The sequence below is a fragment of the Rathayibacter sp. VKM Ac-2754 genome (assembly GCF_009807095.1).
In the GTDB taxonomy this organism is placed as follows: domain Bacteria; phylum Actinomycetota; class Actinomycetes; order Actinomycetales; family Microbacteriaceae; genus Rathayibacter.
Genome location: NZ_WUCC01000002.1, coordinates 202655 through 216779 on the forward strand (window position 1 = coordinate 202655; position 14125 = coordinate 216779).

Sequence of the window (14125 nt, forward strand, 5' to 3'; positions counted from 1 at the left end):
GTGTCTTCCGCCCGTCTCCGTGCCGCGGGGCCGGCAGTCGCTCTCGGCGGCGCAGTCGCCCTGGCTCTCTCGGGCTGCGGCGTGCACTGCCACGAGATCGGCTACACGAACGAGCTCCGCGTCACGGTGCGCGGCGACGATGTCGAGATCATCGCGGACATCGGACTCTGCGCGGAGGACATCTGCGCCTACCCGTCGCAGGCGGCCGCGCCCCCGACCGGGCGTTCCTACTGGGTGACCCACTCCGTGTCGAATCTGTGGATCTACGACTTCGGTGACCATCACCCCGACGCGGTGCACCTCACCCTCCTCGACTCCGCTGGTCGCACCCTGGAGGAGCAGGATCACGAGATCGATTGGGTGCTCACGGACGAGCCCAACGGTGCCGGCTGCGGTTGGCGAGCGGACCCGTACGACCTGACCGTCGCGCTCTGACGCAAGGGGCCGAGCGAGCCGCCGATGAGTCGACGGCGCCTCAGCGCTCCGATCGGGGCGGCAGGAGGCTCACGCAGTCGCTCCGCAGCGGGGTGAGGACGGCCTCCGCGAAGTCCTCGACCTGGTCGAGCTGCCGGCCCTCGAGGCGCTCGAAGACGCGCGCGCGGACCTCCGCGACATAGCCGGGCTCGACCTCCTCGAGGAGGCCCGCTCCCGACTCGGTCAGCCGGGCCAGCGTCCTGCGGGCGTCCGCCGGATCCGTGCTGCGGGCGAGGAGGTTCCGCTTCTCGAGCCGGGCGACGATCCGCGAGAGGTGCGACGGGGTCACGCTCGCGGTGGCCGCCAGGCGTCCCATGTGCACCTCGCGGTCCTCGCTGACGGAGAGGCAGCGCAGTACTCCGTACTCGGCGTGGCTGAGATCGGCGGAGCGCTCGAGGTAGGCGTCCAGCTCGGCGGGCAGCCACATCATGACCCCCACGAGCAGCGACCAGGTGCGGTCCTCCTGCGGCGAGAGGCGATCGGCTGCGGGCATGCACGCACCTTACCGTCGTTTGCTGCGGAAAGGAAAAGGGCGTAGCGTTCGTTTCCGCAGCAAGGATCTGCTGCACCGCCCCGATCAGAGAGCAGTCCTCGCATGCGCGCAGTCCGTTTCCACTCCTACGGTGCCCCCGACGTCCTCGTCGTCGAGGACGCGCCGGAGCCCCACGCCGTCGAGGGATCGGTGCGGATCGCCGTGCAGGCCACCAGCGTGAATCCGATCGACGTCCTGCTCCGCGCGGGGCGTCTCGCGCAGTTCCTCCCCCTCGCCCTGCCCGCCGTCCCGGGCCGCGACGCGGTCGGAGTCGTCGACGAGGTCGGCCCGGGGGTGACGGACACGCAGATCGGCGACGTCGTGTTCGGACTGGGCGGGGTCAGCGACACCACGGCCGAGTTCGCGGTCCTCACCGCCTGGAGCGCCGTCCCCGAGCGCTGGTCGACGGCGCAGGCCGCTGCCGCGGGACTCGCCTCCGCCACCGCGGCGGCGGTCATCGACGCCCTGGGTGATCTGAACGGACGCACCCTCCTCATCGAGGGTGCGTCCGGCGCCGTGGGCAGCGCGGCGGCGGCCTTCGCCCTCGCCGCCGGCGCCACCGTCATCGGCACCGGGAGCGCCGGCAACGCCGGCTATCTCGAGTCGCTCGGCGTCCTCCCCACCACCTACGGCCCCGGGCTCGCCGAGCGCGTGGCGGCCCTGGCCCCGGGCGGAGTGGACGCGGCCCTGCACTCGGCCCCGTCCGACTCCCTGCCCGAACTACTGGCCATCGTCGGGGACGCCTCTCGGGTCGTCACTGTGATCGACGACCAGGGCGCTGCTCGCCTCGGCCTGCGGAAGGTCGACGCCCGCAACGATTCGGCCCTCCTGCGGTTCGCGGCCGCGCTGGGCCGCGACGGGCACTACACGCCCCGCGTCGATCACGAGCTCTCGCTGGCCGACGTCGTCGAGGCGCACACCCTGGCGGAGAAGGGCAGCGGCAAGGTCGTCATCGTGCAGGGCTGACCCGCTGCCTCCGGGGCCGCTCGCGCCACGAGACCGCGCCGGGCGGCCCTCGGGAGTCCCGTCCGCCCCGGTTCCGCTCGGTCGACGGAATCGGCGCGCGACTGCGGGAAGATAGACACATGTCGAAGAAGATCGAATCCGCACACCGCAAGCTCGCCGACGCACTCGAGAAGCACGCCGAGCTCGCCTCCGGCAAGAAGAGCCGGCGCGGCCGCATCGAGGGTGCCGCCGCCGACGTCAAGCGAGCCGCGACGAAGTACGCCGCCGCCGTCTCGGCGCGCACCGGCACCGAGAGCCCCTTCAGCGACATCGCCGACCCGCGTCTGGACCGGCCGACGATCGCCTCCCTCACGGCCGAGCGCGACGCGCTGAGTCGCAGGCTGGCGGAGACCCCGCTGACCGCCTCCGACCTTCAGGTCCCTCTCCCGCACGCGGAGGCGGACCAGGCCTAGAAGGCCGCGAGACCCCTCGGGTCGTCAGTGGGCCGGCTCGCCGCAGAAGCGCCGACGCCTGTCTGCTCACGTGAGAGGTGACGAGAGGAGTTCCCGTGAGCACGAGCCCCGGTCCGATGGATGTCCGCTTCACCGCGCCGATCGGAGTCACCGTGAAGGGTGAGCTCTGGTCGTGCGTCGAAGTCCCGGGATCGGTCGAGCTGCTCGGCACCGGCAAGGCGGTGCGGGTCGTCGCGACGGTCGATGGCGAGCCGATCACCGCCGGGCTGATGCCGACCGGCACCGGCGGCCACATGCTCTCGATCAGCGCGAAGCTCCGCAAGAAGCTCGGCCGGGAGCTGGGGGATCCGGTCACCGTGCACCTGACCGAGCGCCTCACCTGATCGAGTGCGCCGCGAGCACCGAGCACTCGAGCACCCCTCCGTCAACCATCGGCACGGCGAGAAGCCCCGCCTTCCGAGGGAGGCGGTCAGCGCGCTACGGTCGTTACTCAGCCAGCTGAGTAACTGAGGAGCGACATGACCGCCACAGCATCCCCCACCCGCGCCGACCGGATCCGGCAGGCGGTCGTCGCGGTCAGCGCGGTCCTCGCCCTCGTCGGCTCGTTCATCGGGTCCGGTGCCGCGGGCGGCACGCAGATCCAGGACGCGGCGGGAGGCGCCCTGAGCGCGTCCTCGACTCCCGTCGCCCCCGACGGCCCGGCGTTCGCGATCTGGAGCGTCATCTACGCCGGGCTCATCGCCTACGCGATCTGGCAGTTCCTGCCCTCGCAGGCGGCCCGGAGCCGTCACCGCCGCCTCGGCTACTGGGCCGCCGCCAGCCTCATCCTCAACGCCGCGTGGATCCTGGTCGTGCAGGCCGGTCTCCTCGCGCTCAGCGTCGTGGTCATCGCCCTCCTGCTGGCCGTCCTCGCCCGGATCTTCGTGCTCCTGCGCGCCACGCGCTCGAGCGGAGTCGTCGACGCGATCATCACCGACGGCACGTTCGGCCTCTATCTCGGCTGGGTCTGCGTCGCGACGGTGGCCAACGTCACGGCGGGTCTCGTCGGCGCGGGGATCGGCAGTGCCGACGGACCGGGCGCGTCGGCCTGGGCCGTCATAGTGCTCATCGTCGCCGCGCTGGTCGGTCTGCTGCTCGCCGTCACGGGCCACGGGCGCATCGCCCCGATGCTCTCGCTGTGCTGGGGCCTCTCCTGGGTCGCCGTCGGCCGATTCGGCGGCGACCTCGTCTCGGTCCCGGCCGGGATCGCGGCCCTCGTCGCCGCCGCGATCGTGCTCGCGGGGACCCTCCTCCTCCGCTTCACCGCGGGACGTCGGGCCGGAGCCGGGGGCGTGCGCGCGGCCTGAGAGCGCTGACGGCACCGCAGTGCTGCTCGAGGAGTGCTGCTCCAGCCTGCCCGGGCCCGACATCGTCTCTGCCGCGGAGTGCCGTCGCGCCCTGCTCGTGACCGCGAGTCTCCGACCTGGACCGGTGGACTGAGGCAGCAACCGATCCGCACAGCAGGAGGCGGCGCTCGTAGCAACTCGGGTTGACACCCCCGTCGTGAGCAACATAGGTTGACAGCATGGAGTCCTTGGAGATCGCAGCAGTCGCAGCAGACCTGAGCGACCCGAAGGCGGGCCTGCGGGCCGTCTCCTCGCTGCGCGTGCTCGCCGACACGATGGAACTGCGCCAGGTCGAGGCCGCGCTGCGGGCGGGGATGACCTGGCAGGACATCGCCGATGCGCTCGGCGTGAGCCGTCAGGCCGCGCACAAGAAGCACTCCAAGCGGATCGACCCGACCATCCCGACCCCCAGGAGAAGAGCATGAGCAAGTTCGCTCGCGTCGCGCAGACCAGTCAGTCCCTCAGTCTCGCCGCGATGGAGGAGGCCTCCCGGCTCGGGCTGCGCGAAGCGGACCTCGAGCACCTGCTCCTCGCGCTCGTCATCAGCGACCAGTCCGCGGGCCGGGCGCTGCGCAGCCTGCAGATCGACCTCGCCGCCGCCCGCCGCGCTGTGCAGGCCCAGCACGCGGAGCAGCTGGCGTCGCTCGGTATCGACGCGCCGTTCCCCGAGTCGGGGCGGATCGTCCTCCACGAGACCTCCGGATACGAGTGGAGCAGGCGCGCGGCCGACCTGCTCGCCCGTGCCGGGGGCACCGGCAAGGGAGGCGACGCCGCGGCGGTCCTGCGCGAGCTCGTCGCCGAGCCGAGCGGCCAGATCACCGACCTCCTCCGCCGTCTCGGCACGACGCCCGATGCCGTGCTCGCCCGTCTCGACCGCTTCGACTCGCCGGAGACGACGCCCTGGCCCGCGGCGAGTGGGCGAGCCTCGGGATCGACGGAGGCCTTCGTCCCTGCGCCGATCGAGGACGTGTGGGCGCTCGTCGCCGATCCCCTCCGCGTCCCCGAGTGGGAGCTGAGCGTAGGCCATCTCGACGACTCGGGCCAGGACGTGATGCCGGGTGCGGTCTGGCAGGGTCACGCGCGCCTCCGCCGACCCGATGGGAAGCCGGTGAGGATCAAGCCTCGATTCCGACGCAAGCGCATCGAGCTCGTCGAGCTGGATCGGCCGGAACACGTGGCGTGGCGCGTCGCCTCTCCCGACGCTCCCCGGAGCTCGGCGATCCTCACGGAGTTCTCCCTGACGCCCACGACGGGCGGCACGCAGGTCACGATCGCGATCAGCTGGCCCGAGCGGGCAGGGTGGCGGCGACTCGTCGGATGGCCCCTGCGTCCGCTCCGGAAGTTCCTCGTGTGGATCGTGCTGTTCCAGACGACCAGCGCCATCAGCCGGCCTTTCCGCTGAGCACCACCGTACGGTTCCGCCCGCGGGCGCCCCTCCCCCGGCCGGGCGATGCGGGCGCGGAGGGAGCGGAGCAGACTCGAGGGACGCCCATCACCGAGGAGGTCGCATGACCCTCAGCACCGTTCACTCCGGGATCGTCTCTGCGGCGCTCCACTCGGACTTCTCCGCCCCGACGGTGCCGGAGCAGATCATCGTGCCCCCGTGGTACTCGGTCGTCTTCGCGGTCGTCCCGATCGTGATCCTCGCGGTGATCGTGCTGATCGTCGTGCTGATCGTCCGGTACGTGCGCCGCGCGCGGCAGCTCGGCGTCGATCCGACCACGATGCAGACCGACATGGCCGCCCGCTACCTGCGGCACGGAGTCGGACCTGCCGGCGCCCCGCTCACCGACCGGCTGGCCGAACTCGACGCTCTCCGCGCGGCGGGCACGATCAGCGCCGACGAGCACAGCCGAGCCCGCGAGGCCGCGCTGACCGGCGACCGCGGGCAGGACGACCCACGGAGCTGACGCGTTTCCGGGCCGCCGTTCCTCGCGAGCGCGACGCCGTACAGCGTTCCACGAGCGCAGTGACCTCTCCGCGCCGACGTCACCGGGTCGAGGCGGTCTCCGCCAGCCACGCGACGACTCGCTCGTCGAACCAGCTCGAGCGCTGGAGGGGCACGCCGTGGCCGGCCCCGTCGACGGTCTCCAGCCGGCTCGTCGGGAGGGCCGCATGCAGGATCGACGCCGACTCCCGCATCACGGCGCGCTCGCGACCACCCACCATCACCAGGGCGTCGCCGGGGTAGCTCGCCCAGCCCTCCGGCACGCGGAACCGCAGGTTCTCGCCCACCGCCGCGAGAAGCGTCCGACGCGAGATGCCGGCACTCGTCTCGAGGTAGGCCTCCATCGACGCGGGCGGCACGAAGAGCTCACGGGCCTGCAGCCGGGCGAACCGGCGAGAACGGGCGAGCGGCGCCGCGAGCGCGAGCAGGCCGAGCGTGGGGCCGGCGAACGGGAGGGGGCTCGCCTGGGCGCTCACCACCGCGACCCGCTCGACCGCCTCCGGGTGCCGGGCGGCGAGCTGCACGGCGAGCTGCGCGCCGAGGGAGAAGCCGATCACGGCGACCGGGCCCACCTTCTCGCGGCGCAGCATCGCCACCAGCGCCTCCACCGTCGCGTCATGAGAGCGGTACGGCTCGTCGGCGCTCGATCCGTGCCCGGGAAGATCGGGGACGAGTACGCCGTGCGTCGCCTCGAGGCGTGCACGCAGCGAGTCCCACATCCAGCCGGCGACTCCCCCGCCGTGCAGGAGCAGCACCGGACTCCCGCCGTCGAGGCCCGATCGTCGCGTGTGCATGGGCTCCAGGGTCCCACCGATGACGGATCAGCGCCCGCCGACCGCACGCGGCCCGCCCTGGGCGACCACACGGCTCGAGCGTCTGCTCAGCACCCAGACGAGCGCGCCCGCCGCGAGAACGGCGGCGCTCAGGCCGACGACGTGGAGCGCCAGGGAGGTCGCGCCGTTCTCGGGGAGCAGGAAGCCGTACGGAACCCAGCCGTCGGTCGCCCCGCGGACGAGGACGACGACGAGCCAGACGAGCGGATACGGCAGGACCACCCACAGTCGCCGCCACGGCAGCAGGCTCCGGTCGGGCACGAGGGCCCAGTCGAGCAGGACGATCGCGGGGAGGACGACGTGCAGCGCCGCGCTCACCCACGGCGGCGCGGATCCGGTGCCGGGCACGAGGGTGTTGTAGATCACGGCCACCACGATCGAGTAGGTAGTCGCCGCGCCGCGGAGGACGCTGAACCAGGCGGGAGTCGCACGCCGGGCGAGCGAGCGCACGCCCGCGATGACGAGCAGGACGCTCACGACGACGCTCGTCTGGTTGGTGAAGTAGCCGAAGTAGTCGAACGGGTTCGGCTCGCCGGCTGCCACGGACAGGCCGTAGGCGTACCCGACCACCGCGATCGCGAGGACGCCGACGGCGACGCGGATCGCGCCCACAGCGGCGAGGGTCGGCGCTGCGGGAGTCACGCCGATCAGCCTAGGTCGACACCGCTCGCCGAGTCGTCCGTGAACGGACCGCGGGCCTCGTCCGCAGGTGAGCTGCCGCTCAGAGCCTCGTCGCGCGGGTGTGAGCCGTCCACGGGGCGGTAGTGCCGGACCACCGAGGCGTTCGCGCTCGCCGGATCGCGCTCCTCGATCACGAGGCGCTGCACGAGGGCCGGCTCGGTGGGGGTCAGCTCGATCCGGCACTCGAGATCGCCCGTGCGTCCCGGGAGGAGGAACGTCAGCTGGGCCGCGGACGCGCTCCACAGCATCCGCTCGGTCAGCGGGGCGGCACCGCGAGCCTCGTCCAGGCCGCCGACCTCGGCGAGCGCGGCGGAGAGCCGCTCTCGACGGACGTCGGCCGGGACGTCGCTGAGCAGGTTCGGGCTGAAGAGCGCGGCCGCACCGGGAGCGGCCACGTCGCCGAACCGGACGATCGCGTCCTCGACGGCCCGCGCGGCGGCGAGGGTCGACGGCAGCAGGGCGATCTCCCGGGCGGGGAGGTCGAGATCGACGAGGACCGCTCGGAGCATCGCCGCAGCGGGGACCGCGGCTCGCACGCCGTCGGTGTTCGCGAACACGGCCACTCCGATCCCCGAGGCGGGATGCCAGCGCATGTTCGCCGACCATCCGGGCAGCCCGCCGGAGTGCTGGACGAGCGTGCCGAAGCGCTCGTCCTGCTCGACGACCAGCCCGAGGCCGTAGGCGGCGGAGGCGAGGTGCGGGCTCGCCGGCTGGAGCGGTCCTGCGGGGATGGTCGTCGATCCGCGCTGCATCTCGCGGCGCGACGCGCGGCTGAGGATCGCGTCGTCCGCGTTCTCCGGGTCGAAGGCGCTGCCGAGCCAGGAGCTCCAGCGGGCGATGTCCGGGAGCGTGCTGAACAGGCTCGCGGCGCAGGCGCCGACCCCGGATCCGACGACGGGTCGCGCGGACCAGGTCCGGCCCCGGTCGACCGTGCTGAAGCCCTGGGCGATCCCTCCCCCGACGCCGTCCGCCGCGTAGTCGGTGACGCGGTAGCGGGTGCCGGTCAGCCCGAGCGGTTCGAGCAGCTCGGAGGCGACGAGGTCGGCGAACTCCCGGCCCGACACGTTCTCGACGAGGATCCCGAGCAGCCAGAAGCCGATGTTCGAGTACTGGTAGCCGTCTCCGGGCCGTTCGGTGAAGGCGAGTCCTCGGGCGACGAGCGCGAGGAACTCCTCCCGCGCCATACCCATCTCGTGGTCGGCCCAGCCGTTGTCCTCCGGCAGTCCGGAGCAGTTGCTCAGGACCATCCGCACCGTGACCGGCAGGACGACACCGGCCCGGTCGACCGGATCCGTGAACTGCGGGACGTGCGCCGACAGCCGGTCGTCGAGGGTGAGCAGGCCCCGATCGCGCAGGAGGAGGACGGCCGCGGCCTGGAAGCTCTTCGAGAGGGAGGCGATCCGGTAGACCGTGTCGCGACGCGGGAGTGCGCCGGACGCATCCGCCTCCCCGATCGCGTGCTCGAACAGGATCCCCCGGCGGTCGAAGACCGCGTAGCTGATCGACCGGGCGACGGGTGCGTCCCGGTCGAACCAGTGCGTGAGCGCGTCGATGACGGACGCGGACAGCAGCCCGGCATCCCCGCCCGGATCGCCGTCGTGCCCCGAGGTCGTTCCCGCTGCCGTCACCGTGTGGATCCTGACTCCTGTGCTCCGCGCCTCGCGCGCAGAGAGCCTGATCGCGACAGTAGACCACTTGCCGAGTCCGTCTCGCCGCCCTCTCTCCCGTTCGGCGACAGTGCGGCAGGAATGCGCAGAAGAGGTGACGATCCTCTCTCGATGATTCATCGCTGTCGGCTCTGTCCGGGACGACTCGACGGCGTGAACACCCGATTCCGAGAAGGGACGGCGCGAAGAGGGGATCTGCCAGCGCACCTTGCGGGTGTTGTCCCTAGAGCGGTCGGACCTGCCGGATCAGAATCCGGAAGGACCGTCGGAGGATCGCCGGTCGGAGCCATTCGGGTTGGCTCCGGCATCCGATCGATCCTCCTGGGCGCAGGCCCGCTCGGCCGTGACGGGAAGCCAGGTTCGCCGTCACGGCCGAGGTCGCCTTCTGTCCAGAGACGTCTCTCTGTCGAGGGCGTCATCGGTGGGGCTCCCGGGCGAAGAGCATCGCTGGTGATCCGTCCGGCGATACTGATCTCGGGCAGGGATGCGCCCACCGACTCGATCCAGGCGGTCCGCCGCTCTCTCGAGCAGGGGCATCCGATCCTCAGAGGCGCCGATCGCCGCGAAGTGGATGCGACTCTGGCACTGATGGTCCAGACGCTGCACCGCGCGATGACGGACTGATCCGCACTCTCCTCTCCGCGCTGTCGCTCGGTGCTCTCCCGCGGCGATTCGCAGCGTCCCTCGGCGTGGCGACGTCGAGGTTCCTCCCGAAGCGGCTGCGCCGTGAGGGAATCGACTGCGGCGCGCCCCTCGAGCCGAGGGCATCGCACTCCCCCGCCGCCTCACAGAAAGCCAGGTCGACCATGACGCTCAGTGTTCTGTTCATCGGAGGAACGGGCATCATCAGCTCGGCCTGCGTCGTCCGCTCCCTCCTGCTGGGTTTCGACGTCACGGTGCTGAACCGCGGCACGACCGCGATCCGCCCCCTCCCGGACGGGGTCCGCGAGCTCCGCGGCGACATCCGCGACGCCGAGTCCGTCCGCGCCGCGCTCGGCGACGAGAGCTTCGACGTCGTCGTCGAGTTCGCCGCCTTCACTCCCGAGCACGTGCAGCAGGACATCGACCTGTTCACCGGGCGCACCGGTCAGTACGTCCTCATCAGCTCCGCGTCCGCCTACCAGACCCCGCCGAGCCGGCTGCCGGTCACCGAGTCGACTCCGCTGCGCAATCCGTTCTGGGAGTACTCGCGGGACAAGATCGCCTGCGAGGACCTGCTGGTGGCCGAGTACCGCCGCAGCGGCTTCCCGATCACGATCGTGCGGCCCTCGCACACCTACGATCGGACGGCTCTGCCGGTCGACGGCGGCTGGACGGTCGTCGACCGGATGCGCCGCGGCCTCGAGGTGGTCGTCCTGGGCGACGGCACGTCGCTGTGGACGCTCACCCACACCGACGACGTCGCGGTCGGTCTCGTCGGGCTGTTCGGCGCGACCGGAGCGATCGGCGAGGCCTTCCACATCACCGGCGACGAGACGCCGACCTGGGACCAGATCCACCACGCGCTCGCCGCGGCCGCAGGAGTCGAGGCCCGCCTCGTGCACGTGACCTCGGACGCGATCGCGGCGGCCGACCCCGCTCTCGGCGCCGGGCTCCTGGGCGACAAGGCCCACTCGATGGTCTTCGACAACGCCAAGATCCGGAGCCTCGTGCCCGCCTTCTCGCCGACCGTCCGCTTCAGCGACGGCGCGCGCGAGATCGTCGAGTGGTACGACGCCGATCCGTCGCGCCGGGTCGTCGACGCGCGGATGAACACGCTCTTCGACTCGCTGATCGAGGCCTACCGGCCCCGCCCGCTCTGACGCGACCTCGCCGATCGAGCCCTCGGCCCTCGCCGCGGGCGTATCGAGATCCACGGCCGTCAGAAGCCCGGGTCTCCTAGGAGAGGTCACCTCACCGGTGTCGCCCCGTCCTCGCTGATCGAGTAGCCCGCGCAGCGGGCGTATCGAGAGCCACGTCCGTCAGAAGGCCTGGCCATGAGGCCGATCTGCTGACGTCGGTGGGTCTCGGTACGCCCCTGCGGGGCTGCGGGCTCGACCAGCATGGGTGGCGACGGGCACCGCCTTCTCCCTCAGCACGGAGACGCGCCGCCGCTCCGCCGCCTGGGGCGGCTACTCGACCAGCGGGCGCGCATGGTCTCGTCCCAGTAGATCCGCCACCGCCGGAGGGCCCGGCCGGCTGGTCGTCAGGCGCGCGCGTCCCGGAGCGCGTCTGCCGACTGCTGGGCCACGCGGCGGACATCGCGGTCGGGGTCCCGCAGCATCGCGGTCAGCGTCTGCTCGACGCTGGCCGCGAACTCGCCCTTCTCGTCGCGACCCGAGGTGGTGCCGGCGACGGCGACGGCCGCCAGCGCGCGGGCTCCGGCGGCGCGGACGCGGGGGTGCTCGTCGGTCGTGAGGCGCGCCAGCTTCTTCTGACCGCCCAGGAGGCGCTCGGCGCAGACCCGCGCGCACATCTCGCGGACGCGCCAGGAGGCGTTCGCGAGACCGGCGGTCACGGCCTCGGCCGCGGCGTCGTCCCAGACGTACAGCAGGGCGCGGGCGCCCCACAGCTCGGGCCAGTAGAGCGACGGTGCACCCTTCAGGATCCCGTCGGCGTGCTCGCCGCCGACCGTCAGCAGGAAGGACTCGCCCTCGTAGCCGCCGGTGAGCAGGGCGGCAGCGCGCAGGGCGACGGTCCGCTCCCCCTCGCGGGCGACCTGGGCGCGCAGCCGGTCTTCGAGGGAGTCGGTCAGGGTGACGGGCGGTTCGCTGTCGGGAGTCATGTGGGTCCCCAGAGTACCCGGACGCCGGTCCGGGACCGCCGCTGTCGAGCGGTCCCGGGCGGGGCGTCAGAGGATGAAGAGCATCTCCTGGTAGGTCGGCAGCGGCCACAGGTCGTCGGCGATGATGCTCTCGATGGTGTCCGCGGCCGTGCGGACCGCGTTCATCGCCGGCAGCAGCGTGTCCTTCGCGTGCTGCGCCTCCGCGAGGGCGTCGTGCGCGACCTCCTCGGCGAGCGCCGAGGTGAGCGTCGCGAGGGCGGCCCGCAGGGCGGTGACGGAGTCGCCGACCTCGGTGAGCGGCGCGAGGTCGGCCTCGACCCCGGCCGCCTTCAGTGCTCCCACGTTCACCGCGAGCTCCGTCTGGTGCCGTACGGCCGCGGGCAGGATGGAGGTCCTGCCCATCTCGAGCGTGAGCCGCGCCTCGACGCCGATGCTGAGGCTGTACTGCTCGAGGCCGATCTCGTACCGGCTGTGCATCTCGCGGTGATTGAACACCCGGTACTTCTCGAACAGCGCCAGGGCCTCGTCCGTGATCAGCTCGGGCAGGGCGTCCAGCGTGGTGCGCAGGTTCGCCAGACCGCGTCGCTCCGCCTCGACGGGCCAGGCGTCCGCGTAGCCGTCGCCGTTGAAGACGACAGCGCCGTGCTCGGTGATGATGCGGGTCAGCAGCTCCTGCACGGCCGTGTCGAAGTCGGCGCCGTCGGCGACCGCGTTCTCGAGCTCGGTCGCCGCGTAGTCGAGCGAGTCGGCCATGATCGTGTTGATCGTGACCATCGGGCCGCTCACCGACTGCATCGATCCCGGTGCGCGGAACTCGAAGCGGTTGCCCGTGAAGGCGAACGGGCTGGTGCGGTTGCGGTCACCCGGGTCCGTCGGCAGGACGGGGAGGGTGTCGACTCCGATCTGCATCGTGCCTTTGCCCTTCGACGAGGTCGCCGGGCCCTTCGCGAGCTGCTCGAAGACGTCGCCGAGCTGGTCGCCGAGGAAGATCGAGATGATCGCCGGCGGCGCCTCGTTGGCGCCCAGGCGGTGGTCGTTCGAGGCCGATGCGACCGAGGCGCGCAGCAGCCCGCCGTAGAGGTGCACCGCGCGGATGACCGCGGCGCAGAAGACGAGGAACTGCGCGTTCTCGTGCGGGGTGTCGCCCGGGACGAGGAGGGAGCCGAGCTCGCTGTTGCCGAGCGAGAAGTTGACGTGCTTGCCCGAGCCGTTGACGCCCTGGAACGGCTTCTCGTGGAAGAGGCACTCCATCCCGTGCTTCTTGGCGATCGTCTTGAACGTGGTCATCAGCAGCTGCTGGTGGTCGGCCGCGATGTTGCCGCGCTCGAACATCGGCGCGATCTCGAACTGGCCGGGCGCCACCTCGTTGTGCCGGGTCTTCGCGGGGATGCCGAGCTTGAACAGCTCCCGCTCCGTGTCCATCATGAAGCCGAGCACACGCTCCGGGATCGCGCCGAAGTAGTGGTCGTCGAACTCCTGGCCCTTGGGCGGCGTGGTGCCGAAGAGGGTGCGCCCGGCGTTCAGCAGGTCGGGCCGCGCGAGGAAGAAGTGCCGGTCGATCAGGAAGTACTCCTGCTCGGGTCCGCAGAAGGACACGATCTTCGCCGGATCCGCGTGCCCGAAGAGCGTGAGGATCCGCGCGGCGTGCTCGCCCATCGCCTGCTGCGAGCGCAGCAGCGGCGTCTTGTGGTCGAGCGCCTCCCCCGTCATCGAGACGAACACGGTGGGGATGCAGAGGGTGTTGCCGTTCGGGTTCTCGAGGACGTACGCCGGGCTCGTGACGTCCCACCCGGTGTAGCCGCGGGCCTCGAAGGTGTTGCGCAGGCCGCCGTTGGGGAAGCTCGAGGCGTCCGGCTCGCCCTGGACCAGCGTCTTGCCGGCGAACTCCGCGAGGGCGGAGCCGTCGCCGACGGGCTCGAAGAACGAGTCGTGCTTCTCGGCGGTCAGGCCCGTGAGCGGATAGAACACGTGCGCGTAGTGCGTCGCGCCCTTCTCGAGCGCCCAGTCCTTCATGGCCGAGGCGACGGCGTCGGCGACCAGCGGGTCGAGCTTCGCTCCGTGCTCGATCGTGGCCATGACCGACTTGAAGACCGACTTCGGCAGTCGCTGGCGCATCACGATGGTGCTGAAGACGTTCTCGCCGAAGATCTGCCCGGGCGCCTCCGCGTCGGTGAAGCTGACGGCCGGGGGCACGTACGCCTCGACGTCCTTGATCGCATCGCGACGAACCGTGTTCCCACTCATTGCTGCTCCTCTGCCCGGCCCTCAGCGGCCCGTCGGGTCGCGGGTCGCTCCGGCTCACGCTACGGACGGGGTGTGGCGGCGGCGTTTCGGGGGCGTGACGGTCTCTCACCGATACCGACCTCCATGACGGGCGGCCGCTCCGCAGCCCCTACGTCTCTCTGGCAGCTCGAAGAACCGCT

Annotated in this window: 16 protein-coding genes; 10 read left to right on the forward strand and 6 right to left on the reverse strand. The window is 71.8% G+C overall.

Annotated elements, in window-relative coordinates:
• Positions 1-435, forward strand: coding sequence for a hypothetical protein (locus tag GRS92_RS04270; RefSeq protein WP_159853637.1), 435 nt, complete (start codon positions 1-3; stop codon positions 433-435).
• A 40-nt stretch (positions 436-475) separates the two neighbouring features.
• Here the strand turns inward: GRS92_RS04270 and GRS92_RS04275 are convergent, their stop codons facing one another.
• On the reverse strand, positions 476-967 hold the full coding sequence (locus tag GRS92_RS04275; protein WP_159853639.1) for a MarR family winged helix-turn-helix transcriptional regulator: 492 nt from the start codon (positions 965-967) through the stop codon (positions 476-478).
• A 102-nt stretch (positions 968-1069) separates the two neighbouring features.
• Between GRS92_RS04275 and GRS92_RS04280 the strand changes: the two genes are divergently transcribed.
• The 7 genes from GRS92_RS04280 (at position 1070) to GRS92_RS04310 (ending at position 5719) form a co-directional block, all read left to right on the forward strand.
• The gene (locus GRS92_RS04280) at positions 1070-1972 is read left to right on the forward strand and encodes an alcohol dehydrogenase catalytic domain-containing protein (RefSeq protein WP_159853641.1); all 903 of its coding nucleotides are present in this window, start codon (positions 1070-1072) and stop codon (positions 1970-1972) included.
• A 119-nt stretch (positions 1973-2091) separates the two neighbouring features.
• Positions 2092-2424: a hypothetical protein gene (locus GRS92_RS04285; RefSeq protein WP_159853643.1), complete on the forward strand. Its 333-nt coding sequence runs from the start codon at positions 2092-2094 to the stop codon at positions 2422-2424.
• A gap of 95 nt (positions 2425-2519) precedes the next feature.
• On the forward strand, positions 2520-2807 hold the full coding sequence (locus tag GRS92_RS04290) for a DUF1905 domain-containing protein (protein WP_235021813.1): 288 nt from the start codon (positions 2520-2522) through the stop codon (positions 2805-2807).
• A gap of 135 nt (positions 2808-2942) precedes the next feature.
• Positions 2943-3770, forward strand: a complete 828-nt coding sequence (locus GRS92_RS04295) for a tryptophan-rich sensory protein (RefSeq protein WP_159853645.1) — start codon at positions 2943-2945, stop codon at positions 3768-3770.
• 218 nt (positions 3771-3988) lie between these two features.
• Positions 3989-4234: a hypothetical protein gene (locus tag GRS92_RS04300; protein ID WP_159853647.1), complete on the forward strand. Its 246-nt coding sequence runs from the start codon at positions 3989-3991 to the stop codon at positions 4232-4234.
• Entirely contained in the window at positions 4231-5211 is a 981-nt protein-coding gene (locus GRS92_RS04305) for an SRPBCC family protein (protein ID WP_159853648.1), read from the forward strand. The genes GRS92_RS04300 and GRS92_RS04305 overlap by 4 nt, the downstream gene beginning before the upstream one ends.
• 106 nt (positions 5212-5317) lie before the next feature.
• Entirely contained in the window at positions 5318-5719 is a 402-nt protein-coding gene (locus tag GRS92_RS04310; protein WP_159853650.1) for a hypothetical protein, read from the forward strand.
• Positions 5720-5798: 79 nt separating this feature from the next.
• Here GRS92_RS04310 and GRS92_RS04315 read toward each other — a convergent pair whose 3' ends face one another.
• The 3 genes from GRS92_RS04315 to GRS92_RS18955 are packed head-to-tail and all read right to left on the reverse strand — an operon-like array spanning position 5799 to position 8899.
• Positions 5799-6551, reverse strand: coding sequence for an alpha/beta fold hydrolase (locus GRS92_RS04315; protein WP_159853652.1), 753 nt, complete (start codon positions 6549-6551; stop codon positions 5799-5801).
• 27 nt (positions 6552-6578) lie between these two features.
• On the reverse strand, positions 6579-7232 hold the full coding sequence (locus GRS92_RS18950) for a Pr6Pr family membrane protein (RefSeq protein WP_235021814.1): 654 nt from the start codon (positions 7230-7232) through the stop codon (positions 6579-6581).
• A gap of 5 nt (positions 7233-7237) precedes the next feature.
• On the reverse strand, positions 7238-8899 hold the full coding sequence (locus GRS92_RS18955) for a serine hydrolase domain-containing protein (protein ID WP_159853654.1): 1662 nt from the start codon (positions 8897-8899) through the stop codon (positions 7238-7240).
• A 489-nt stretch (positions 8900-9388) separates the two neighbouring features.
• Between GRS92_RS18955 and GRS92_RS04330 the strand changes: the two genes are divergently transcribed.
• The gene (locus GRS92_RS04330) at positions 9389-9562 is read left to right on the forward strand and encodes a hypothetical protein (RefSeq protein WP_159853656.1); all 174 of its coding nucleotides are present in this window, start codon (positions 9389-9391) and stop codon (positions 9560-9562) included.
• Between the two features lie 182 nt (positions 9563-9744).
• Entirely contained in the window at positions 9745-10740 is a 996-nt protein-coding gene (locus GRS92_RS04335) for an NAD-dependent epimerase/dehydratase family protein (protein WP_159853657.1), read from the forward strand.
• Positions 10741-11123: 383 nt separating this feature from the next.
• Here the strand turns inward: GRS92_RS04335 and GRS92_RS04340 are convergent, their stop codons facing one another.
• Together GRS92_RS04340 and GRS92_RS04345 are read right to left on the reverse strand one after the other, a co-directional pair.
• A complete protein-coding gene (locus tag GRS92_RS04340) occupies positions 11124-11702 on the reverse strand; it encodes a HEAT repeat domain-containing protein (protein WP_235021815.1) in 579 nt (192 codons plus the stop codon).
• Positions 11703-11768: 66 nt separating this feature from the next.
• Positions 11769-13946 (reverse strand): glutamine synthetase III family protein, encoded by a 2178-nt coding sequence (locus tag GRS92_RS04345; protein ID WP_159853659.1) that lies wholly within the window; start codon positions 13944-13946, stop codon positions 11769-11771.
• Positions 13947-14125 lie beyond the last annotated feature (179 nt).

What these genes read in the sequence shown, in the direction of transcription:
- GRS92_RS04275 (WP_159853639.1), bottom strand. Translation starts at nt 967, where the DNA reads ATGCCCGCAGCCGATCGCCTCTCGCCGCAGGAGGACCGCACCTGGTCG.
- GRS92_RS04280 (WP_159853641.1), top strand. Translation starts at nt 1,070, where the DNA reads ATGCGCGCAGTCCGTTTCCACTCCTACGGTGCCCCCGACGTCCTCGTC.
- GRS92_RS04285 (WP_159853643.1), top strand. Translation starts at nt 2,092, where the DNA reads ATGTCGAAGAAGATCGAATCCGCACACCGCAAGCTCGCCGACGCACTC.
- GRS92_RS04295 (WP_159853645.1), top strand. Translation starts at nt 2,943, where the DNA reads ATGACCGCCACAGCATCCCCCACCCGCGCCGACCGGATCCGGCAGGCG.
- GRS92_RS04300 (WP_159853647.1), top strand. Translation starts at nt 3,989, where the DNA reads ATGGAGTCCTTGGAGATCGCAGCAGTCGCAGCAGACCTGAGCGACCCG.
- GRS92_RS04305 (WP_159853648.1), top strand. Translation starts at nt 4,231, where the DNA reads ATGAGCAAGTTCGCTCGCGTCGCGCAGACCAGTCAGTCCCTCAGTCTC.
- GRS92_RS04310 (WP_159853650.1), top strand. Translation starts at nt 5,318, where the DNA reads ATGACCCTCAGCACCGTTCACTCCGGGATCGTCTCTGCGGCGCTCCAC.
- GRS92_RS04315 (WP_159853652.1), bottom strand. Translation starts at nt 6,551, where the DNA reads ATGCACACGCGACGATCGGGCCTCGACGGCGGGAGTCCGGTGCTGCTC.
- GRS92_RS04335 (WP_159853657.1), top strand. Translation starts at nt 9,745, where the DNA reads ATGACGCTCAGTGTTCTGTTCATCGGAGGAACGGGCATCATCAGCTCG.
- GRS92_RS04340 (WP_235021815.1), bottom strand. Translation starts at nt 11,702, where the DNA reads ATGACTCCCGACAGCGAACCGCCCGTCACCCTGACCGACTCCCTCGAA.
- GRS92_RS04345 (WP_159853659.1), bottom strand. Translation starts at nt 13,946, where the DNA reads ATGAGTGGGAACACGGTTCGTCGCGATGCGATCAAGGACGTCGAGGCG.